This is a genomic window from Spirosoma areae, from assembly GCF_054781775.1.
Map to the genome: position 1 here is coordinate 17,963 of NZ_BAAGTT010000015.1, position 23,517 is coordinate 41,479.

A 23,517-nucleotide genomic window follows, 5' to 3' on the forward strand; every position below is an offset into this window, starting at 1 on the left:
TAAATGATGAACGGCCCAAAAAGCAGAGTAAAGCGGCTAAAAACGCCGACGAACTTGGGAAACGCAGGGGTAGGTGGCCGCTTATTGATGGGAAATAAGGAGTTGATTAAGCACCAATTTCAAAAAACCGCACGTCGGTTTTAACCGAGTCAAGCAACTCGCGGGTGCGCTCAGGGCGGGCGTCTGTAATAAAAATCTGACCAAATGCACCCGCATCCATGCGTAGAATAAGTTTGCCAATGCGCCGGTCGTCTAATTTGTCGAAGATGTCGTCAAGTAGCAGGATGGGCTTAATACCTTTCTCCATCAGTAGCTGGTCGAATTGAGCCATTTTAAGGGCAATCACAAATGTTTTCTGCTGTCCCTGTGAGCCGAATTTTTTCAGCGGCACCGACCCGTCCGACCGCGAAACGCCAGACCGCGAATTACTGGAACCAGAATTGCCGGACTGCCCCCCAATTAAAAAGGAGTAGTCATCTTTGTGAACGCCCATCGTGGTGCGTTGCAGAACGGTATCGCGTCGACGGAAATGCCGGAATTCATCGGCGAAAGCGGGATTGCTCACTTCCGACTCATATACGATACTGACTTCTTCACGTTCGTCGCTCAGATAGGCATAGTGCGCCCGGAAGCCGGGCAGAAACTCGTCAACAAAAGCCCGCCGACGGTTGTGAATCTTCTGGCCGAGGTCGAGCAGCGGCTCATCATAGGTATCGAGCAGGTCGTTGTCTACCTGGTTTCGCTCGGCAAATAGTTTGAGCAGGCTGTTGCGCTGCTTCAGCACCTGCTGATACAGCATATAGTCGCGCAGGTAATCGGCATCGAGCTGCGACAGTACGCCATCAAAAAAATGCCGTCGGTCTTCGCTGTGTTCCCGAACCAAATCGGTATCGTTTGGGGCAACCAGAACGATTGGGAAGCGGCCAATGTGTTCACTGATACGCTCATACGGTTTTTTATCGGCCATGAGCACCTTTCGCTGTCCGCGTTGCAGGCTACTGGTTATCTGGACGGTGCGGTTGTCATGTTCCTCAAAAATTCCGTCGATGATAAAATAATCGGCATCGTGCTGAATACTGAGCGCATCCTGACTTTGGAAGGCACTTTTGCTGAGTGCCAGAAAATAAATAGCGTCTAAAAGGTTAGTTTTACCGCTGCCATTCGGTCCTACCAGTACATTGATTTGCTTACCAAAGACATATCGCCCATCTTCATAATTTTTAAAATTGGTCAGGCTCAGCTTTTCGAGGTGCATAGATGTAGCGCATAACGTGATAATGCGTAATTTCGCGGCAGTCAATTACGCATCCTGCTCACCAACAAAATGAGCAACTGAAATTGGCAACAAAGATACGGTCGGTTTGTTAGTAGTTGAGAAGTGCTCTCAGATTGTTGTTTTTCAACTTCAGCAACCCTTTTTCCAATAATCCGGCAGCAATAGTTAGCTTTATCGAATACATTCCTCATGGCAAGCGTTAAAGAGAAAAACTCCGCCGGTACGCCGGAGCGCGGGAAAACAAAACAGAATGGTCAGGCTTCGGCGGCCCGCCCGGTTGTTGCTGCCAAAACGCAACATCCGAAAGAGCGCTATATGTATTGGTATGAATCCATGCAGTTGCAGCGGAAGTTTGAAGAAAAGGCTGGGCAACTTTACGGTCAGCAGAAAATCCGGGGCTTCTGTCATCTGTACATTGGTCAGGAAGCCTGCTCATCGGGGTCCTATACAGCGCTGACCAAAGACGACAAGTGGATTACGGCCTACCGCGACCATGGCATTCCACTGGCGCTCGGCTCGGACCCAAAAGCGATTATGGCCGAGTTGTTCGCCAAGCAAACCGGCTCGTCAAAAGGCAAAGGTGGCTCGATGCACATCTTCGACAAGTCAGTCAATTTTGTGGGCGGTCATGGCATTGTTGGTGCTCAGATTCCGATGGGTGCGGGGATTGGCTTAGCCGAGAAATACAACAAGACCAAGAACTTGTGCATTACGTTTATGGGCGACGGAGCCGTGCGTCAGGGCGCGTTGCACGAAGCCTTTAACATGGCGATGCTCTGGAAAATCCCGGTCATTTTCGTAGTCGAAAATAACGGCTATGCGATGGGAACCTCTGTAGCTCGTACCTCGAACGTCACAGAACTTTATACCCTTGCCGAGGCCTATGATATGCCTTCCGAACCCGTTGATGCGATGAGTGTTGAGGCCGTTCATGAGGCCGTCAGTCGTGCCGCCGAACGTGCCCGCGCTGGCGAAGGCCCGACTTTCTTAGAATTTCGCACCTACCGCTATCGGGGTCACTCCATGTCGGATCCGCAAAAGTACCGGTCGAAAGATGAAGTAGAGAAATATAAACAACGTGACCCGGTTGAGCAGGTAAAAGCCAGTATTCTGGAAAAAGGCTTTGCAACCGAGGACGAGTTGGCGGCTATTGACCAGAAAATAAAAGGCATTGTAGACGAGGCTGTCAACTTTGCCGAAGAGTCGCCCTATCCTCTGCCGGAAGAAGCATTCAAGGATGTTTACATGCAAAAGGATTATCCCTTCCTGATGGAATAAATAAGATGACTTCTTATCCTATTCTATTATCTACGTCCAGACTTTTCGGTCTGGACGTTTTTCATTGAACATTTTTTTTGTTTTAAATGTATATACATTAAATGTATTGACATTTAAGAATACCTGAAACTGTCTTCCTGATTCTTCACTTTCAATGAGCTATGGAAACTCTGATTAATGGCCTTCACCACGTTACTACCCTGGCAGGCGATACACAACGAAATGTTGATTATTACACGGATATTCTTGGCCTTCGCCTGGTAAAAAAAACCATCAATTTTGATGCGCCCGACGTCTATCATTTATACTACGGTAACCAAACTGGTTCGCCCGGCACCATTCTGACGTTCTTCCCGTATGGCAGCTTGCCTCGTGGTCGGAAAGGCGTTGGTCAGTTGACATATACCGCCTTTTCGGTGCCAACGGCCGCGCTGCGTTTCTGGATGGACCGTCTGCACGAACGTACCATTCCGTATGCCGGGCCACACAAACGCTTCTCAGAAACGTATCTGCGTTTTGAAGATTTCGACGGTATGGGCATTGAACTCGTTTTCACCGATGAAGACGGGCGCCCCGGCTGGGATAATGGCCGGATTCCGGCGGAGTTCGCCATTCGTGGTTTTCATACGGTTACACTTAATGAATCGAATCCCGACCGGACAATTGAACTCTTAACCGAAACGATGCAACATACATTGGTAGGGGAGGAGGAAGGTCGCTTCCGGTTTAAAGCGGGTTCTGGTGAGTCGGGTAGTTTTGTGGATGTACTCCATTCGCCAACTGATGTTCGGTCCTTGCAGGGAGCTGGCTCGGTTCACCATGTCGCCTTTTCAACGGATTCTGACGATACGCAACTGGCCATTCGCGAAGCGTTGATGTCGGCGGGCTATCACCCCACAACCGTGCTTGACCGGAATTATTTTCACAGCATCTACTTCCGTGAGCCGGGTGGTATTTTGTTTGAAGTGGCTACAAATCCACCCGGTTTTGCTGTCGATGAACCCGTTTCAGAATTGGGGCAGTCGCTCATGTTGCCTCCGCAGTACGAATCCCGCCGGGCGAGTTTAGTGGAAGCCTTGCCAGAGATAACTGTAAAATAAATTAAACACGGAGCTAACAGAGACCGACACGTAGGTCTCGGAGTATTAACAATAATCTCTGTTAGCTCCGTGTTTAGCCTAAACGTATGATACACAATCCCAACAATATCCGAACAGCCGGGAAGCCGCTCGAAGAAGCCCAGAAAGTCATGGTTATGGTGCATGGCCGGGGCGGTTCGGCCAGCGATATGTTGTCGCTATCGAGTTCTATTCAGGATAAAGATTTTGCGTTTATTGCACCCGAAGCGCAGGGAAATACCTGGTATCCACAATCATTCCTACGGCCATTGTCGGAGAACGAACCCTATCTATCTTCGGCGCTTGAGGTTCTTGCCAGTCTGCGCGGGCGACTACAAGCTGACTATAATTTTAAATTACCGCAGATTTACTGGTTCGGTTTCTCGCAGGGAGCCTGCCTGATGCTGGAGTTCGTGGCTCGGAACGCGTCAGACTACGGGGGTGTTTTTGGGTTAAGCGGTGGCTTAATTGGCCCACCCGATGCGCCCCGAAACTATGAAGGTTCGTTTACGAATACGCCTATTTTTTTGGGTTGCAGCGATAATGATTCGCACATTCCCAAAGAGCGCGTTCTGGAATCGGAAGGTGTATTTCGACGGATGGGCGCGGATGTGATCACGAAATTGTATCCAAATTTTCCGCACTCGATTAACGAAGATGAGTTAAACAGTGTTAATTTGCTGATAGCCGGAGACCAGCAACGTCCGACTGTTTTATAACACGTATGCCTATGAGCCAATATATGGTTGAATTTGATCTTCCAACCGTGATAGATGAAGGGTTTGAGAACCGCATACCTGCCCAACGGCTCAAAGTAGAAGAATTAATGGAGAGAGGATTTTTGCTTTCCTACTCACTTTCGATTGACCGTCATAAACTCTGGTGCATTTTTAAAGCCGACTCGGAACTGGAAGTTATGGAATCAATTTCGGAGTTTCCGCTCATAAAATACATGACGCCTATGATCACTGAGTTGATGTTTCATAACATGGTGGCAGCCCGAATTCCTCTTTTTTCTCTGAACTGATTAAATCGAAAAACCCTTCTTACGGAGGGTTTTTTTCATGCATGAAAATCGTGTTTCACGTTTAGTATTTTGCTAAAAACCATTAAGTAACCAGGGCAAAACTGGTTACATAGCAATATAACTTATTGATTATCAGTTCCACGTGGAACATCCAGTATAGTTGATTTTCTCACGTTAATTTATGAAAAACGCATGACACCGAACATTCTCATTTGCCAGTCGGAGCGTGAGTTGGAAGCTCATTTCGCCAGTGATTTCATTGCTCATATCAATGGGCAAACTGTACTGACGCTCCGAAAATTCTACGAAGAACTTGCCGACCTACTCGAAATTCCTGACTTTGGTTTTACGCTCGACGCGCTGAATGATTCGCTGAATGACTTGCAGTGGCTGGAAGACGAGCGGATTGTTTTGTACTTCACAAACACCGGTGAGCTCGTCAGTAAAGAACGCGACCCAGCTAAATTGGGTAGTGTGTTAAACATACTGGATGCTACAGCCGAAGATTGGAAATGGACGAATGACGACGAAGACCTCGCTAAAAAAGAATTAATAATTGTGTTTGAAGATAGCTCAAGAATCCGAAAATTGCTGGATAGCGAAGCCATAAATTATCAGATGCTGGCAGAGCTGAAATAAACGGTTGACGCAACAAATTTCCAAAACCTACTGTTACTTAAACATGCCGCCGGAATAAGTCTTCCAGCGGCTTTTCGTGTTCGACATACAACCTGATCTCACTTGAAGCCAGACGAATTACTCGGTCTTTATACCGACGATAGTTATATAAAATTACTTGCTGAACCCTTCAGCCGAAAACCGACCAGCGAACCACAAAGGCTACAAATTAAAGGGTTGGCCGGTAGCTTAGATGCGGTACTGGCCTCGGCCGTTTTCAAATCTGTCGGTGGCAATCATCTGTATGTAATGACCGACCGTGATGAAGCTGCTTATTTCTTCAACGACCTGCAAAACCTGCTCAGCCGTGAGGTGCTGCTCTTCCCGATGTCGTACAAAAAACCGTATCAGTACGAGGAAGTTGAGAACGCCAATGTACTGATGCGTGCTGAAGTGTTGAACAAACTGAATCCGGCTCCAAAAGATGGCTTGCTGATGGTAACCTATCCCGAAGCTTTATTTGAGAAAGTCATTAACAAGCGGTCGTTGCAGGCAAACACGCTGACCATCCGGGTAGGGGAGAAAGTGGATACACAGTTCGTATCAGAGTTGCTCCAGACGTATGAATTTGAAAAGACCGATTTCGTCTATGAGGCTGGTCAATTCTCAGTACGAGGTGGTATCATCGATGTGTTTTCTTTCGCCAGTGAGTTTCCATTTCGGATTGATTTGTTCGATGATGAGGTGGAAAGCATCCGCAAATTTAATCCCGAATCGCAGCTTTCGACCGATACCGTTGAGTTCATTAACATCATCCCAAATATTCAAACTAAGCTGATTGAAGAAACCCGCGAACCGTTTTTTGACTTTCTGCCTGAAGTCACCACTATTTGGGCTAAAGATATTGAGTTCACCCTTGAAATTATTGAAACCTGCTACGAAAAGGCCGAGCAAAGTTTCGCTACCGTGCTGGCCAACAGCGGGGGCGTTCAGATCGTATCGGACCCCGGCGAATTATTCGAAACCCGGAGGACATTCCTGAATGAATTAAAACGATTCCGCACGGTTGAGTTTGGTCGTAAATTTTACTTTAAAACCGATGGCCGTCAGCAATATCAATCCAAACCGCAACCCTCATTCAATAAGGATTTTAAACGGTTAGTCGATACACTTGGCGATAATCAGGCCAAAGGCTTTACGAACATTATCGCGGCTGAATCTTTTAAACAACTCGACCGGCTTCGAACGATCTTCGAGGAATTAGACCCATTTGTCAAGTTTCAGCCGATGAACATTGGCCTGCGGGAAGGGTTCATGGACGACGCGCTAAAAATTGCGTGTTTCACCGACCACCAGATTTTCGATAGATACTATAAGTACCGAGTTCAGGACAAGTTCTCCAAATCAAAGGCCTTAACACTACGCGAGTTAAAAACGCTTCAACCTGGCGATTACGTTACGCACATCGATCACGGAATTGGTCGGTTTGCCGGTTTGGAAAAGGTAGATCACGCCGGAAACGAGCAAGAAGCCATTCGGCTTATTTATCGTGACAATGACATTCTGCTGGTTAGCATTCATAGCCTACACAAGATTGCCAAATACAGCGGCAAGGAAGGCGGTCCGCCAACCATGAGCAAGCTGGGTTCGCAGGAGTGGGAGCAGAAAAAATCCCGCATTCGCAAGCAGGTCAAAGACATTGCCCGCGAGTTGATTGCGCTCTATGCCAAACGTCGGACTGCACCCGGTTATGCCTACAGCCGCGACTCGTTTCTGCAGGCCGAACTCGAATCATCATTCCTGTATGACGACACGCCCGACCAGGCAAAAGCCACGAATGATGTAAAAGACGACATGGAACGCCCGCATCCAATGGACCGGTTAGTTTGTGGCGATGTGGGCTTTGGTAAGACGGAAATCGCCATTCGAGCCGCCTTTAAAGCAGTGGCCGATAATAAGCAGGTTGCCGTACTCGTTCCAACAACCATTCTGGCGATGCAACACTACAAAACCTTTACGGAGCGCATGGCAGACTTCCCGGTCAAGATTGAGTATATCAATCGGTTTCGGTCGGCCAATCAGGTAAAAGAAATTCTGAAAGGAGTAGCATCGGGTGAAATCGGTATTTTAATTGGCACCCACCGAATTGTTAATAAAGACATAAAATTTAAGGATTTAGGATTATTGGTGATTGACGAAGAGCAGAAGTTTGGCGTAAAAACCAAAGACCGATTAAAAGAAATGCGCGTAGAAGTCGATGTGCTCACACTCACGGCCACACCCATTCCCCGAACACTGCATTTCTCGCTTATGGGCGCGCGCGATTTGTCAGTCATAGCTACGCCCCCGCCCAATCGCCAGCCCGTTACCACCGAAGTCCATATTTATAACGAAGCGATCATCCGCGACTCAGTCAGTCAGGAGATCCGGCGGGGGGGGCAGGTTTTCTTTGTTCATAATCGCGTGAGCGACATCGAATCCATCGGCAATCTGATTATGCGCTTAGTGCCTGAAGCCCGCGTGGGTGTGGCACATGGGCAAATGGAGGGCGACCGATTGGAGCGGATAATGACCCGATTCATTGAGGGTGACTACGACGTGCTTGTCTCGACCAACATAATTGAATCGGGCCTGGACATTCCGAATGCCAATACGATTCTTATTAATAACGCGCACTACTTTGGTCTGTCAGACCTGCACCAGATGCGCGGCCGGGTGGGGCGGTCGAACCGAAAAGCCTTTTGTTATTTATTAACGCCCCCACTGTCGGTAGTCACGGCCGACGCCCGCAAACGTTTACAAACCCTTGAAGATTTTTCTGACCTCGGCGAAGGCTTCAAAATTGCGATGCGCGACCTCGACATTCGGGGGGCGGGCAACTTGCTTGGCGCCGAACAAAGTGGTTTCGTGAATGACCTCGGCTTTGAGATGTACCACAAAGTGCTTGATGAAGCCGTTCAGGAACTACGTGAAAGCGAGTTTAAAGACCTGTTTGAAACTAAACCTGGCGACCTGAAACTGACTCTTCCCGATACAGTTATCGAAACTGATTTGCAGGTAGTTATTCCCGAACGGTATGTGTCAAATATTTCGGAGCGGCTGGCGTTATACACTCGGTTGGACAGTCTTCAGAACGGCGACGAGTTAATGGCTTTTCGGCAGGAAGTGGTCGACCGCTTTGGCCCAATGCCTGCGGAGGTCGAGAACCTCATCAAAATGGTCAATGTTCGCTGGAGAGCCGAACAAGTATACCTTGAAAAACTGACTCTTAAGAATAATATCCTGAAAGGATACTTCGTTTCTAACGGGAACGATGCTTTTTTCAACTCTGACCAATTTGGCAAGGTAATTGAGTACATCAAGCGAAACCCAGCCAAATGTTCGTTAAAAGAGTCGAAAGGGCGGCCTGTATTTACTCATGCTGACGTGTTCTCGGTAGAGCAGTTAGATGAAATTTTGGGCGCAATGACGAATTAAATCAAGATTTTTGCACCTACGTTTTTTTTACACAAATAGAGCAATGATTCAAAAGTATCACCTGCAACGAGCGGCCTATGTATTGCTGGCCACGGTAGCCCTGGCATCCTGCAAGTCTAAGCACCCGACCAGTGTGCAGCCTGGTAAGAAAAGTACAGCGACGGGAATTGCTTACAACCAGAAAGAAGGGTTTCAGGTTAAAAAATTTGTAGGACAAAAGGCTGGTCCAAACCTTGTTTTTATTGAGGGTGGCCGGTTCACGATGGGCGCGCTCGAAGAGGATATCATGAACAGCCGCGACAATAAGGAGCGCACCGTTTCCATTCAGTCCTTTTACATGGATGAAACCGAAATGGCCAATGTTCACTACCTTGAATATTTAGATGCCATCACCCGCGATTCCTCAGAGGAAGTGGTGGCGAGAGCGTTACCCGATACGACCGTTTGGGCAAACCCACTTTCATTTAACGACTCTTACGTCACTCAGTACTTACGTTACCCCGCCTTCCGTTACTATCCGGTTGTGGGTGTTTCCTGGGAACAAGCTACTGACTACGCAGCCTGGCGGTCTTCAGCCGTAAATAACGAATTGGCCAAAGGCGGTGGCAGCACCAAGAAGAAAGGGGGCGGTTTCTCGCTAAAGCGGAAATCGAAGAAAGAAGCTGAACCTGCTTTAGCTGAAGCAACCGCAGCAGCTCCATCAAAACCAAGCCTTGAAAGCGGCACAATTCTACCAGATTATCGGCTTCCAACCGAAGCTGAATGGGAATATGCAGCAAAAGCGCTGATTGGCACGCAATACATGGACGAGAACCAAATTAATCAGCGGATTTATCCCTGGGATGGTTCGTCGGTCAGAAACCCTAAGAAGGGGCGTAAACAAGGTCAAATGCTGGCTAACTTTAAGCGGGGACGCGGTGACCACGCCGGTATTGCAGGCCGCTCAAACGATGGCGCCATCATTACCAACGAAATTTATGCTTATCCAGCTAATGACTTTGGTTTATATAACATGGCTGGAAACGTTAATGAGTGGGTATATGATGTGTATCGCCCTCTCTCTTATCAGGATGTGAGTGACTTGAATCCTGTTCGGCGAAATGGCTATATGGATGAGGCTAAAAACTATGACACCAAGAATAAACAGTCGTTAATTGACGATAAAGTGCGCGTTTTTAAAGGAGGTTCATGGAGCGATGTGGCTTACTGGTTATCACCTGGAACACGTCGCTTTCTGCCCCAGGATTCAGCAACTGCTACTATCGGGTTCCGATGTGCAATGATAGCTGTCGGACGAAACAAATAAGGTTAGTCCTCTGTAAGGCAGATTAGTCCATTGCCGGTTAATAAGTCAAAAAAGCGGTTATCCAGTAATGGATGACCGCTTTTTTGTTGTTGAAAAGCTACCCGGTAATTCGCTTAACTTTATCGGTGTGTGGTTGCAAGCGTTAAAATACCTACAGACTTACAATTAGCCCGTAATAATTCAATCGTACAGGCCTCGAGTGTGGCACCGGTCGTTAGAACATCATCTACCAAAATAACACGTTTACCTCTAATCACGTCTGGATTTACCACCGCAAAAACGGTTTTTACATTTTCCCAGCGTTCCAGGCGATTTTTGCGCGTTTGTGATTCTTTAAACCGCTTTCGCACTAAGACGTCCGTCCGCATGGGAACACAAAGCGCTTCTGCCAGGCCTTCGGCAATCCAGTCGGCCTGATTATAACCCCGCTGTTGTAAACGACTCTGATGCAACGGGACGCCAATAATTACGTCTATATCCCGTATGTGCTTACTCTCTGTTTTGAGTTGATGTCCATACCAGCCTGCCAGCGCTTTTGCGGCTTCTTTCTGGCCCTTATACTTGATGCTATGGATTAACTTTTGCACAATCCCGCCTTTTGTAAAATACATAAAAGAAGCTAAAAATTGAATGGGTACTTTTCCGGCAAACTTATTGAGGAGATTTTGGTCGTAAGGCTCCCGGTGTTGCCCGGTTTCGGGTAAATTGATTCGACACGACGTACAAAGAATTGTTTCATTAGCGCCTAATGACTGACTACAGCCGAGGCATAGTGTAGGAAAAAGAAGGTCTATAAAATCGACAATTAATCTCTGAACAAACTGAAGCATGGGCAGTACTCGTTTTTGAGTATAATTCGTTGTAATTTAGATAGAACAATTACTAAATAAACGTCGTGGACGCTAAAAGTATAGATAAGGCATGGGAAGAGTTACTTAACCAGTTACAGTTGCTGGTTGGAAAACGCCCTGCTGACTTGAATGCCGTTTTATTTCTGATTGGCGTGCAGGAATTGGGTACAGGTCCGAAACGGTTTTCTAAAGAAGCCAAACAAGATCTGATGCATATTGCCGTTTGCCGGGTGTTGAGCCAGGAGGGTTACTATATGTTCGATGGCTATGATAAGGACGGCTGGCCATTATGGACACTGACAAAACCCATTCCACAAGGTGATCTGCTGGCTCAGGAAAACTTTTTGAAACAACATGTTATTCAGTATTTTGAGTCCCTCTTAGTTTAACTGCTCAACCTGACTTCTTATGCAACCTTCAACTGCTTATGCTACCCTGCTACAACGTATAGACGAGTACAAAAAGCGCTACTTTCAGAACCAGTTGGTGAAGGGAAGTTTGTTTTTCATCGCCTTGCTCGGCAGTGGCTATCTGCTCATTAATACTGCCGAATTTATTGGCCGGTTTAATTCTGTTGGTCGGGGAGCATTATTTTTTGGTTTCCTGCTTACGATTTTGACCGGCTTGTATCTGTTCATCATTCGGCCCCTGATGAGTTTGTATGGGCTCAACAAACCCTTGTCGAATGATGAAGCTGCCCGACAAATCGGGACGTTTTTTCCGGAGGTTGGCGATAAGCTGTTGAATACGTTACAACTTCAGCGCATTTCTGCCGATCAGGGCGATTTGCTTCAGGCCAGTTTGAATCAACGGTCGCAGCAATTAATGATTAATCGCTTTGCCAACGCTATCCAGATCAGTCGCAATCGCCAGTTTCTGAAATACGCCATTCCACCGCTTGCCCTGATTTTGTTAATTCTAATCGTTAACCCGGCTTTCTTCACGAAGTCCTCTACGCGGCTTGTTAACTACAATGAGGATTTTGTTGAAGAAGCTCCGTTTCAGTTTGTCGTTCAAAATAAATCTCTAAAAGCCTTTCGGAACGAGGATTTTGCTTTAAAAGTGAAACTTACTGGCAACGCTCTACCACGGGCTATTTATGTTGTGGCGAATGGAACACGTTTCAAACTTGAACAGTCGGGGGAGGAGTTCACTTACAATTTTGATAATCTTCAACGTGATGTTGACTTCCAACTTGAGGCTGCTGGTTTCAATTCGCCTAAGTACAAAGTAACGCTGATGGACCGGCCAGCCGTATTATCGTTCAGCGTTAAACTCGATTATCCTGCTTACCTCAATAAGCCTACTGAACGGCTTTCAAACGTTGGCAATCTGCTTGTACCACAGGGAACAATTGTTAACTGGGAGTTTGCTGCCGATCACACTGACTCGCTTTTACTTCGGTTCAACACTGATGCCAGACCAATCGCAGCCCGGCTAATTGATGACAATACATTTGTATTGAACCGCCGGTTGATGCAGAATGCCAGCTATAGCGTATCGCTTAAAAATGGACAAATTGCTGCGCCGTCGGTTATTCAATACAATGTTCAGGTTATTCCTGATCGTTACCCACAAATATCAGTAGACCGAATTCAGGATACAGTTACCTATAATTACATTGCGCTTTCCGGGTTAATTTCTGACGATTATGGATTCTCCAAACTCCGGCTTAATTACAAAATAAACCGGAGTGGTAAAGTATCAACTCCATACGTAAAAGATATTTCGATTAACCGATCGACTACTTCTCAGAATTTCGTTTACAACTGGTTGCTCGATAGTTTAAAACTTGGGCAGGAGGACAAACTTGAGTATTTTGTTCAGGTTTGGGATAACGACGGCGTGAACGGTCCAAAGTCCAGCCGTTCGAATCAGTTGAATTTTGTGATTCCCTCAAATGCCGAAATTCAGAAACAGGTTAACAAATCAGCCGAGAAAACTGAAGAACAGATTGATAATGCGTTAAGTAAAACGCAGGCTATCAAGAAAGAGTTGAACCAGATGGAAGATCGGATGCGAACGAAAAAATCATCCGATTTTCAGGATAAAAAGCAGCTTCAGGACGTCCTGCAAAAGCGCGAAGAATTGCTGAAAGAGATCCAGAAATTGCAGGAGCAGTTTCAGAAAACGAACGACACCCAGCAGCGTTTTGCCGAAAAAAATCAGGCTGTGCAGGATAAGATGGAATTATTACAGAAGCTATTTAAGGATTTACTCGACCCAGAATCCAAACAGTTGTACGAACAATTAAAGCAGCTTCTGGAACGTAAGCAGGATGAGAAAGCGTCGGACATGCTCGATAAGCTAAGCCGTAAAGAACGTAACCTGGAGCGTGATTTAGATCGTGCACTGAAGCTGTTCAAGCAAATGCAGTTAGAGCAAAAGGTTAATAATATTGCCGAGAACCTGGAGAAGCAGGCTGAAAACCTTGAGAAGCAGGCGCAGGAAAATGAGAAGAAAAACGAGACATCTCAGGAACAGCAAAAGCAACAGGAGAAGTCGCAGGAGGATTTCAAAAACACCCAGGAGCAATTAGATGAGATTGAGAAGCAGGCTGAAAAGGATGAATTAACCAAGCCTGAAACGTTGGAGGAAGAGCAGAAAGCCATTGAGAAGGAGATGGAAGAAGCCACTAAAAACATGAAAAGCGACCAGGGTAAAAAGGCCGCTTCCAAGCAGAAAAAGTCGGCTAAATCCATGCAGGCTATGAGTAAGGCTATGAAAGAATCCATGCAATCGGCCGAGATGGAAGAGATGCAGGAGAACATGGATGACCTTCGCAATATTCTTGATAACCTGATTACGCTCTCCTTCGGACAGGAAAAAGTAATGAAAGAGTTTAGAGGAATGAGTTTACAGGATCCGCGCGTTACCAAGCTGTCGCAAGAGCAATTGAAGCTTCAGGATGATGCTAAAATTATTGAAGATAGCTTAAATGCGCTGGCCAGCCGAGTAGTTCAGATTCAGTCGTTTGTTACTCGTGAACTTACTAATATGAAATCCTATATGGATGAAAGTGTTCAGCAACTACGCGAACGTCGGTTGAGTATGGCATCAGCCAAACAGCAGTTTGCTATGACATCCATTAATAATCTTGCTCTGATGTTGAGTGATGTCTTGAAAAATATGCAACAACAGATGAACGCGATGGCGATGCCCGGCAAAGGCAAAGGTGGCAAAAAAGGCGAAAATCCAAGTGGCATGGGAGAGATGCAAAAACAGCTAAATGCTAAAATGCAGCAGCTTCAAAAGGGTGGCAAATCGGGCCGGGGACTATCCGAAGAGTTGTCACAAATGGCTGCTGAGCAAGCCATGATACGTAGTATGCTGAAGAAATTAGAGGAGAGTGCGAAGGGTACAGAAGTTGGCAAGCAACAGGAGAAACAGGTTAAAGAGTTAATGGAAAAGATGGACGAAAGTGAAACCGATTTAGTTAATAAACGTGTGAACCCTACCACGATTAACCGGCAAAACGAAATCCTAACTCGCTTGCTTGAATCCGAAAAAGCGTTGAAGCAGCAAGAAGAAGATCCTAAACGTCAGGCAGAAGCTGCTAAATCTACGAAGCGCAGTATCCCTGCTTTCTTTGATTCTACTAATCTCCAGCAGCGAACAAAACAAGTCGAAGTACTTCGTTCAGTTACGCCTAACTACAATCTCTTCTATAAAAAAGAGGCTAATCAGTACTTACAGAAAGTCAGTAAATAATTCCGTATTCGTTTTAAACCGCTGACTTCGCACAAAAGTCAGCGGGGTTTTGTTGCCCGTTTAGTACAATTTATTTGTGTTTCTCGGTTTCGTCAACTTTTAACAATTATGTGTAAAGTTTCCACGTGAAACATTTTTTTAAAATTATCAGAAATGTATTCTACTTACGATGTCATTGTAGTTGGAGCAGGGCATGCCGGTTGCGAAGCAGCAAATGCGGCAGCAACAATGGGTTCACGAGTTTTGCTCATTACGATGAATATGCAGACAATCGCGCAAATGTCCTGCAACCCAGCCATGGGGGGTGTGGCCAAAGGGCAAATTGTGCGTGAAGTTGATGCGCTGGGTGGCCTGTCTGGTATTATCAGCGATAAAAGCATGATTCAATTTCGAATGCTTAACCGCTCTAAAGGCCCGGCAATGTGGAGTCCACGTTGCCAAAGCGACCGAAATATGTTTGCCTGGGAATGGCGAAAAGCTTTAGAAGAAAATAGAAACATTGATTTTTGGCAGGATACGGTAAATGAAGTTATCGTAAAAAATAGACGCGTGTCAGGAGTAAAAACCAGTTTAGGCGTAGAATTTTCAGCCAAAGCGGTTGTATTGACGAACGGTACATTCTTGAATGGGCAAATGTTCATTGGTGAGAAAGTTTTTGGCGGAGGGCGAACAGCCGAACGTGCTGCGACAGGGTTAACCGAACAGTTAGTTCACCTGGGATTTGAATCTGGTCGTATGAAAACCGGAACGCCCCCACGAGTAGATGGGCGTAGTCTGAATTATAAACTGATGGAAGAACAACTCGGTGACGAAAATCCGGGAAAATTCTCCTATACCGAAACGCCAAAACTGACTAAGCAACGTAGCTGCTGGATAACCTATACCAATCAGGCTGTCCACGACGAGTTGAAAAAGGGCTTCGATAAGTCTCCCATGTTTACGGGGCGTATTAAAGGATTAGGGCCACGGTACTGCCCATCCGTTGAAGATAAAATCAACCGCTTCGCTGATAAAGACCGGCATCAGATTTTTGTAGAACCCGAAGGATGGGATACGGTCGAAGTATATGTAAACGGTTTTTCGACCTCACTGCCAGAAACGGTTCAGTACAATGCCTTGCGAAAAATTCCGGGTTTTGAGAACGTTAGAATGTTCCGCCCCGGCTATGCAGTGGAGTACGATTTCTTCCCACCAACGCAGTTGAAGCCAACTCTGGAGACCCAATTAGTAGGAAATCTTTTTTTTGCCGGGCAAATAAATGGTACAACAGGTTACGAAGAAGCCGCTTGTCAGGGATTAATGGCGGGGATTAATGCCCACCGAAATGCTAATGAAGAAGCTGAATTTACAATCAAGCGGTCGGAAGGATATATTGGGGTTTTAATTGATGACCTGATTACCAAAGGCACAGATGAACCGTACCGAATGTTCACGTCACGGGCTGAATATCGAACATTACTGCGGCAGGACAATGCCGATTTACGCCTTACCGAAAAAGGATATAATATCGGATTAGCCTCGCAGGAACGATATCATAATGTGCTTACCAAACGTGACGGCGTGGCCAAACTGACCGAAGCTATACGGGATACCAAACTAAAACCCGAAGAAATAAATGGCTGGCTGGAAACAAAGGGAAGCGCGCCATTGCGTGAAAAAAGCAGCTTTTACACGTTACTCAAACGCCCCGAAATCGATCAGGATGACGTAAAAAAACTGCTTCAACTTGTCCCCAACATGCCCGCAGTAGGAGATGAGATTGTTGAACAGACCGTCATCGAAATTAAATACGAAGACTATCTGCATCGCGAAAAGCAAAACGCCGAAAAATTAGACAAATGGGAAAACCTGGCCATCAGTCCCACGTTCGATTACGAACGGCTAAAAGCACTCTCGTTTGAAGGAAAGGAAAAACTAAAACGGTTGTGCCCGGCGACGATTGGACAGGCGTCCCGAATCAGCGGGGTAAGCCCATCAGACGTATCTATTCTGCTGGTTTACATGGGCCGTTAATACATGTGTTTTTTAATAGTTAAAATATAGATAGACAAGGGCACAGGATTTACGGGAAAATTTTATGTCTAATCAGTAAATCCTGTGTTAGTTCTATTTACTTGTGGTCGCCAAAACTTCTGTTTCACACAATTCTACGCTTGCTTTGGAAACTATAACTCAATGCCCTGTTTGTGGCAATAGTCAGTTTAAACCGTTTTTAGTTTGTAAAGATTACTTAGTAAGCAGGCAGGACTTTAGTATCGAGACATGTGTAACGTGTAGTTTTCGGCTAACAAATCCCCGGCCAGATGCCGATTCGATTGGTTCATATTATAAATCAGAAGACTATGTTTCACACAATGATGAGGGCAGTGGACTCATAAACACAGCCTACCGTCTTGTTCGAAATTACACCCTTCGGTCAAAACTAAGCCTGGTAAATAAGTTAAACGCTGGCCAAGGTCGCATTCTTGATGTCGGTTGTGGAACAGGGGCTTTTCTGGAGAGTTGCAAAACTGGTGGCTGGCAAGTGATGGGTATGGAACCAGACAAGGATGCCCGCACCCTTGCTCAGCGAAAGCTACAGGCTGAGATAAAACCGAACGTAAATGCGTTGGTTGGAGCAGAACCATTCGACATTATTACGCTTTGGCATGTTCTTGAACACATCCCAAACCTGAACGAAACTATTCCGCTACTTCATCAGCTTCTTGCCCCGCAAGGAACACTCCTGATTGCCGTCCCAAACTCCGATTCATATGACGCCCGCTATTTTAACCACTATTGGGCTGCCTATGATGTTCCCCGCCACCTGCACCATTTTACGCCCTCAACCATTGAGTCTTTACTCAAAAAACACGGCTTCAGCTTAGTTGACAAGAAACCGATGATCTTCGATGCGTTTTACATTGCCATGCTCAGCACGCGCTATCAGACTGGGAAAACGGATTACCTGAAGAGCATTCGGATAGGCTTATCATCAAATGCCGAAGCTCGCCGAACCGGTAATTCATCCAGTCTCATTTATCTGTTGAAAAGGGCATAAAAGTTGTTGCTTATTCAATAGGATTGAATTGTTTTGACCTAACCGGAAAAGGTCTATTCTAACTTAAAAAAGTGAAAATCTTCTGTGAATAACGTTGTGCATAACTCAAGGAGTTAAGTGGAAAACTTGTTTATAAAGGCCAAATTGTGTGTGGATGAATAAGGCAGTAATCCACAAAGTAATTTAAGAGACTAGACCGTGTGGAGAAATCCCTACATATCACCAGTAGCTCCACACATTTTCCCCACTAAAAAGTGTGCATAAAGTTTATACACAAATCCACAACTTCTAAACACACAAAATGTGGATAAGATGTTATTAACTTAAATATGAGTACATTAGATGTGGATAAGCCCAAGTAATAGGGTGGATAACTAATGAGTTTTTTCCACACAGAAACCGTCTGAACGTGGACAACTTATTTGTTCACATATCCACACAGGTAATGGTTATAATAACGTTTCTTTTAAAAAGCTTTTATATAAAATGTTAATAAGGTCAAAAGTTATTATCGCGCTCCTATGGGTGTCGTCGGTCGGTTTGGCCTGGGGGCAGGTGGGGGGAACCCTTGCTGAAGAATATTACAAGGCAGGCGAGTTTGAAAAAGCGGCCAATGAATATGCCAGGTTATTAAAAACTGAAGTGACCTGGGCGCGGCTGTCCCGATACGTGACAAGTCTGCAAAAAATTAACAAGAACGAGGACGCCCTTAAGTACCTCCGAAAGCAGCAACGCAGCGACGAAGCCAACCGGGCCTACTACGAGTTATTGACCGGACAACTTGCCACTCAACAGGGTGATACAACGCTGGCGAAAACTCAATACACAGCCGCTGTGCAGTCGAGTAAATCATCGATAACTAAACTCGAGAAGCTGGCGACTGCCTTTAGCGAGGCCGGAGAGACCCGCTGGGCGATTCGCGCACTCGAAACCGCCCGGGAGGTCAGCAAAGATCAAACGTCGTACAGCGAGGAGTTAATGGCCCTCTACCGGGCGACGGGTCAGACCGAAAAAGCAATTGACGAGATCATTATTACCAGCAAGCAATCTGATAAAAAAGAGACTGTGCTGGCAGCTTTGCAGGGATTTATCAACACTAAAGATGAACCCCTTGTAGAAAAAGCTTTGTACACCAAAATTCAGCAGGAACCGAATGAACTGGCTTATAATGAATTATTAATCTGGTATTTTGTACAGAAACAAAAATTTACCCGCGCATTATTGCAGGAAAAAGCAACCGATAAACGCCTTAAGCTAAACGGAAGCCGCGTCTATGACTTGGGTATGCTGGCCATGAACAACAAAGAATACAAAGCTGCGGCTGATGCCTTCGAATACGTTACCCTAACCTATCCACAGGGTCAGCTTTATCCATTTGCCCGCCGGTTGGTCATCAACGCCCGCGAAGAACAGGTAAAAAACACCTATCCAATTGACAAAATTGAAATCCGCAAGTTGATTGGTGATTACCAGCGAATGCTTCAGGAAATTGGCACCAATGTTAAAACACTGGAGGCCCTTCGCAGCACGGCCAATCTGTATGGCAATTATCTCGACAGCAAGGACACAGCCCTAACCGTCTTAGACTTAGCCATTGATTTAGGCAAGACTGATAAAAATTTTGTTGACCGCTGCAAACTCGACAAAGGTGATATTTACCTGCTCAAAGCTGAACCCTGGGAGTCTACATTGCTGTATTCGCAGGTAGAGAAGTCCCAGAAAGAAGAACTGTTAGGATACGAGGCCAAACTGAAGAATGCCAAACTGCACTATTACAAAGGTAATTTTACGGTGGCCAAAGAGTTGTTGGATGTACTGAAACTGGCTACCTCGCGCGAAATTGCCAACGATGCCGAACAGTTGAGTTTGTTAATTGTGGATAACACGGGCATGGACAGCACCGAAGCCGCCATGCGCTGGTATGCCGATGTTGAATTGCTGCTTTTACAGAATAAAACCGATGAGGCTGTGAATAACCTCAACCAAATGTTAACAAAATATGCCGACCATACCATTATTGACGAAGTGCTTTGGCTCCGGGCAAATACGTACATGAAGCAGGGTAAAAATGGGGAGGCCCTCGAAGACCTAAAACTGATTGTCAGCAAATATCCGAATGATATTTTGGGTGATGACGCGCTGTTCATGCAGGCGAAAATTTACGAAGAGCGACTAAAAGATAAAACAGCCGCTATGGAAGCCTATCAGAAGGTGTTGACCCAATACCCGGGTAGTATTTACGGAGCCGAAGCCCGCAAGCGATTCCGCGCATTAAGGGGCGATACCGTGAATTGATACATACCGAACGTGTCAATTATCCACCAAAAGGCCCGACATTCAGAATGTCGGGCCTTTTGGTTTAAACTACTGTTTGTAATAAAGATTCTTTAAAAGCCTGGTATTGAGCCGGAATGCGAATACTCTGCTTTAGGCGTTCTGCCAGTGTAGCCAATCGCTCAGGCACATCTACTGTGATGCCAAGAACGTCTTCGACCAATGGTTTAAACTTCGCCGGGTGAGCCGTTGCCAGTGCAACTCCAACATAATCCTGTTTCGTTTCAGTCAAATACGCCTGCAAGCCCATAATGCCAATAGCCGTGTGCGGACAGGATACATAACCATACTGCTCATAAATACGCTTCATGCCAGCCCGTGTTTGATCATCGTCATAGAAATAGCCGGAAACATTCGCTTTGAAGCGGTCATAATCATCGCCATACAAATGGGCCAACCTGACAAAATTGCTTGGGCTACCCACATCCATTGCGTTAGAAATGGTTGCTACCGAAGGCTTTGGCGAATAATTACCCGTTTCGAGATAAGTCGGTACAACGTGATTAAGATTAGTGGCTGCGACGAAATGTGCCACCGGCAAGCCCATTTGCTGTACCATGGCACCAGCACTCAGATTGCCGAAATTACCACTGGGTGTCGAAAAAACGACTGACTTTCCCAGTTTCCGGACCTGCCCATACGCCCGAACGTAATAAAAGCCCTGCGGAATTAATCGAAAAATATTAATCGAATTTGCAGAAGAGAGTGACAAATTGGCGTTCAGTTCGGAATCTACAAAAGCCTGCTTAACAATCGTCTGGCAATCATCGAAGGACCCATCTACTTCAAATGCCTGTACATTACCACCCAAAGTAGTCAATTGCTTTTCCTGTAAATCACTAACCCGTCCGCGAGGATACAAGATAGAAACCCGAATACCCGGAACATTGTGAAAGCCCATTGCCACGGCCCCACCCGTATCGCCTGATGTTGCAACGAGAATATTAACTTCTTTATCACTGTGGGTTGAGTAATGAGACATCAGAGCAGCCATGTAGCGTGCGCCAATATCCTTAAACGCCAGTGATGGGCCATGAAACAACTCCAGAACGCCAGTTTTTCCCATTTCCAAATCAACGACTGGTGTATCAAATGGAAACGCCCGATGGCATAATTCTTCCAAATCAGCCTTTCTTAGTTCGTTACCAAACAAAGCGCTACTAACCTCGAAACCAATATCAGCCAACGACAGTCCGGCAATATTTTCAAAAAAATCGGCTCCTAAATTAGGTAAGGGTGTAGGCATGTATAAGCCTTTATCAACAGGCATGCTGTGGAAAAGAGCTTGTTCGGACGTTACAGTCGTCTGTGGACTATTCGTGCTGTAAAAACGCATAACTGATGTCAAAATAAGGCCACAAAGTACGGTAAATCAGCCCAATGATGCGAAACGAAGCCGCTAAAATGTGGAAGATGGACTTGAATTAGTGGATAAGTGAGGCAATCCGTAAATTTACGGGCCTGTTATTTCACCTACGTTAGGCTAAATAACCGGTGCAATGACAAACTTATATCAACAACTATGTCTTTCGGACAATTCAACGTACCAACACCGACCAACGAGCCGGTGAAAGAATACCGTCCTGGGTCGCCAGAACGTGAAGCTCTCAAACAGTCCCTGGCAGATTTTCGCGCTCAGGAAACCGATATTCCCATGTACATCGGGGGCAAAGAGGTTCGCACCAACCGAAAACTTCGCGTTGCCCCTCCGCATGACCATCAACATACGTTAGGCTATTTTCACGAGGGTGATGCTCAGCACGTCACACAGGCAATTGACGCTGCTTTACTGGCAAAAGATGCGTGGGCGAATTTGTCGTGGGAACATCGCGCCAGCATTTTTCTGAAAGCTGCTGAACTCATCGCAGGGCCATATCGCGCCCGGCTGAATGCGGCTACGATGCTCGGTCAATCAAAAAATGCCTACCAGGCCGAAATTGATTCTGCCTGCGAACTGATTGACTTTCTGCGCTTTAACGTGCATTATGCAACCGAAATTTACCGTCAACAACCCGGTTCTTCACCGGGCGTGTGGAACCGTTTAGAATATCGCCCACTCGAAGGGTTCGTTTTCGCACTAACGCCCTTCAATTTCACAGCCATTGCCGGAAACCTGCCAACGTCAGCCGCCTTAATGGGCAATACAGTCATTTGGAAACCAGCCTATTCGCAAGTGTTATCGGCCAAAGTAATCATGAACGTGTTGCAGGAAGCAGGCTTGCCCGACGGTGTAATCAACCTTATTTATGTAGACGGGCCAGTTGCAGGCGACATAATCTTCACCCATCCTGACTTTGCGGGCATTCATTTTACAGGTAGTACAGGCGTTTTTCAACAAATCTGGAAAACAATTGGCACGAATATCCATAAATACAAAAGTTATCCACGAATTGTTGGCGAAACAGGAGGAAAAGACTTTGTGCTCGTTCACGAGTCGGCGAATACTGACGAAGTAGCCACTGGTTTAGTGCGAGGAGCCTTTGAATATCAGGGACAAAAATGCTCAGCCGCATCCCGTGCCTATGTTCCATCAAGCTTATGGCCTGCTGTTGAAGCAAAGATGAAGCAGTTTTTAGGTGAGATAAAAATGGGCGGAACAGAGGATTTTACCAACTTTATTAACGCTGTAATTGATGAACGAGCTTTCAAAAAAATCACTGCCTACATCGACGAAGCCAAAAAAAGCGGCCAGGTGGAAATTATAGCAGGTGGAAATTACGATGGCTCAAAAGGCTATTTCATTGAACCGACCGTCTTGCGGGTTAACGACCCCAATTACCAAACAATGTGTGAAGAAATTTTCGGTCCGGTCTTATCAGTGTATGTATATGAGCCATCTGAGTTTGACGCTATCATTACTATTGTCGATGCAACATCGCCATATGCGCTTACAGGAGCCATTTTCGCAAAAGACCGTTATGTGATTGAGCAGGTTGAACACAAACTACAAAATGCTGCCGGAAACTTTTACATCAACGATAAACCGACTGGTGCTGTTGTAGGTCAACAACCGTTTGGCGGGGCGCGGGCATCGGGCACAAATGACAAGGCAGGGTCTGCATTAAACTTATATCGTTGGGTATCAGCCCGCACCATTAAAGAGACCTATGTGTCGCCTACGCATTACGACTATCCATTTTTACAGGGCGACTAAATTCTATAAAAAAGTTTAAAAGAAGACTTGCGAAAAGCAGTTTATAATGCTACCTTTGCAGTCCCAAATCAATAGGGAAGGCCAACAACGGTTGGCCACCATCATGCCAAAAGGGGTGTGAGACAGTTCTTTGACGTATTGACATCAATAGGTTAGCACTAATTAAGGCTAAAAACATAGTGATTGGCCTTTTGGCTGGTCACGCATTTATTTACGATGGAGAGTTTGATCCTGGCTCAGGATGAACGCTAGCGGCAGGCCTAATACATGCAAGTCGAACGGAATTAACCCTCGGGTTGGTTTAGTGGCAAACGGGTGCGTAACGCG

16 protein-coding genes and 1 rRNA gene are annotated in these 23,517 nt (G+C 46.0%); 14 read left to right on the forward strand and 3 right to left on the reverse strand.

Annotation, left to right across the window (positions count from 1 at the left end; genetic code table 11):
• Nucleotides 1–106 precede the first annotated feature (106 nt).
• Nucleotides 107–1,255 carry a DNA replication/repair protein RecF gene (gene recF, locus ACYVI1_RS05975; RefSeq protein ID WP_460907784.1) on the reverse strand — a complete coding sequence of 383 codons (1,149 nt, stop codon included), beginning with the start codon at nucleotides 1,253–1,255 and terminating at the stop codon, nucleotides 107–109.
• A 210-nt stretch (nucleotides 1,256–1,465) separates the two neighbouring features.
• Between recF and pdhA the strand changes: the two genes are divergently transcribed.
• From pdhA to ACYVI1_RS06010, 7 genes are all read left to right on the forward strand, one after another.
• Nucleotides 1,466–2,554: a pyruvate dehydrogenase (acetyl-transferring) E1 component subunit alpha gene (gene pdhA, locus ACYVI1_RS05980; RefSeq protein ID WP_460907786.1), complete on the forward strand. Its 1,089-nt coding sequence runs from the start codon at nucleotides 1,466–1,468 to the stop codon at nucleotides 2,552–2,554.
• 161 nt (nucleotides 2,555–2,715) lie between these two features.
• Nucleotides 2,716–3,654 (forward strand): ring-cleaving dioxygenase, encoded by a 939-nt coding sequence (locus ACYVI1_RS05985; RefSeq protein WP_460907788.1) that lies wholly within the window; start codon nucleotides 2,716–2,718, stop codon nucleotides 3,652–3,654.
• Nucleotides 3,655–3,740: 86 nt separating this feature from the next.
• A complete protein-coding gene (locus ACYVI1_RS05990; protein WP_460907791.1) occupies nucleotides 3,741–4,391 on the forward strand; it encodes an alpha/beta hydrolase in 651 nt (216 codons plus the stop codon).
• Nucleotides 4,392–4,402: 11 nt separating this feature from the next.
• A complete protein-coding gene (locus tag ACYVI1_RS05995) occupies nucleotides 4,403–4,699 on the forward strand; it encodes a muconolactone Delta-isomerase family protein (RefSeq protein ID WP_460907793.1) in 297 nt (98 codons plus the stop codon).
• Between the two features lie 192 nt (nucleotides 4,700–4,891).
• The gene (locus ACYVI1_RS06000) at nucleotides 4,892–5,338 is read left to right on the forward strand and encodes a barstar family protein (RefSeq protein ID WP_460907795.1); all 447 of its coding nucleotides are present in this window, start codon (nucleotides 4,892–4,894) and stop codon (nucleotides 5,336–5,338) included.
• Between the two features lie 102 nt (nucleotides 5,339–5,440).
• Nucleotides 5,441–8,794 (forward strand): transcription-repair coupling factor, encoded by a 3,354-nt coding sequence (mfd, locus tag ACYVI1_RS06005; protein ID WP_460907797.1) that lies wholly within the window; start codon nucleotides 5,441–5,443, stop codon nucleotides 8,792–8,794.
• A gap of 43 nt (nucleotides 8,795–8,837) precedes the next feature.
• Nucleotides 8,838–10,100 (forward strand): SUMF1/EgtB/PvdO family nonheme iron enzyme, encoded by a 1,263-nt coding sequence (locus ACYVI1_RS06010; protein WP_460907799.1) that lies wholly within the window; start codon nucleotides 8,838–8,840, stop codon nucleotides 10,098–10,100.
• Between the two features lie 119 nt (nucleotides 10,101–10,219).
• Here the strand turns inward: ACYVI1_RS06010 and ACYVI1_RS06015 are convergent, their stop codons facing one another.
• Complete coding sequence (locus ACYVI1_RS06015; RefSeq protein ID WP_460907801.1) at nucleotides 10,220–10,930, reverse strand: ComF family protein; 711 nt, start codon at nucleotides 10,928–10,930, stop codon at nucleotides 10,220–10,222.
• Nucleotides 10,931–10,995: 65 nt separating this feature from the next.
• On the opposite strand from ACYVI1_RS06015, the gene ACYVI1_RS06020 reads away from it, so the two are divergent.
• The 5 genes from ACYVI1_RS06020 to ACYVI1_RS06040 all read left to right on the forward strand — a co-directional run bounded on the left by ACYVI1_RS06020 (nucleotide 10,996) and on the right by ACYVI1_RS06040 (nucleotide 19,997).
• Complete coding sequence (locus ACYVI1_RS06020; protein ID WP_460907803.1) at nucleotides 10,996–11,340, forward strand: hypothetical protein; 345 nt, start codon at nucleotides 10,996–10,998, stop codon at nucleotides 11,338–11,340.
• Nucleotides 11,341–11,359: 19 nt separating this feature from the next.
• A complete protein-coding gene (locus tag ACYVI1_RS06025) occupies nucleotides 11,360–14,662 on the forward strand; it encodes a DUF4175 family protein (protein ID WP_460907805.1) in 3,303 nt (1,100 codons plus the stop codon).
• A 153-nt stretch (nucleotides 14,663–14,815) separates the two neighbouring features.
• Nucleotides 14,816–16,675: a tRNA uridine-5-carboxymethylaminomethyl(34) synthesis enzyme MnmG gene (gene mnmG / locus ACYVI1_RS06030; protein ID WP_460907807.1), complete on the forward strand. Its 1,860-nt coding sequence runs from the start codon at nucleotides 14,816–14,818 to the stop codon at nucleotides 16,673–16,675.
• A 103-nt stretch (nucleotides 16,676–16,778) separates the two neighbouring features.
• Complete coding sequence (locus tag ACYVI1_RS06035; protein WP_460907809.1) at nucleotides 16,779–17,702, forward strand: class I SAM-dependent methyltransferase; 924 nt, start codon at nucleotides 16,779–16,781, stop codon at nucleotides 17,700–17,702.
• Nucleotides 17,703–18,188: 486 nt separating this feature from the next.
• Nucleotides 18,189–19,997 carry a tetratricopeptide repeat protein gene (locus ACYVI1_RS06040; protein ID WP_460907811.1) on the forward strand — a complete coding sequence of 603 codons (1,809 nt, stop codon included), beginning with the start codon at nucleotides 18,189–18,191 and terminating at the stop codon, nucleotides 19,995–19,997.
• Between the two features lie 64 nt (nucleotides 19,998–20,061).
• Here ACYVI1_RS06040 and thrC read toward each other — a convergent pair whose 3' ends face one another.
• On the reverse strand, nucleotides 20,062–21,372 hold the full coding sequence (gene thrC, locus ACYVI1_RS06045) for a threonine synthase (protein WP_460907813.1): 1,311 nt from the start codon (nucleotides 21,370–21,372) through the stop codon (nucleotides 20,062–20,064).
• 186 nt (nucleotides 21,373–21,558) lie between these two features.
• On the opposite strand from thrC, the gene pruA reads away from it, so the two are divergent.
• Nucleotides 21,559–23,190 carry an L-glutamate gamma-semialdehyde dehydrogenase gene (gene pruA / locus ACYVI1_RS06050; protein WP_460907815.1) on the forward strand — a complete coding sequence of 544 codons (1,632 nt, stop codon included), beginning with the start codon at nucleotides 21,559–21,561 and terminating at the stop codon, nucleotides 23,188–23,190.
• Nucleotides 23,191–23,403: 213 nt separating this feature from the next.
• A 16S ribosomal RNA gene (locus ACYVI1_RS06055) occupies nucleotides 23,404–23,517 on the forward strand; the annotation flags it as partial.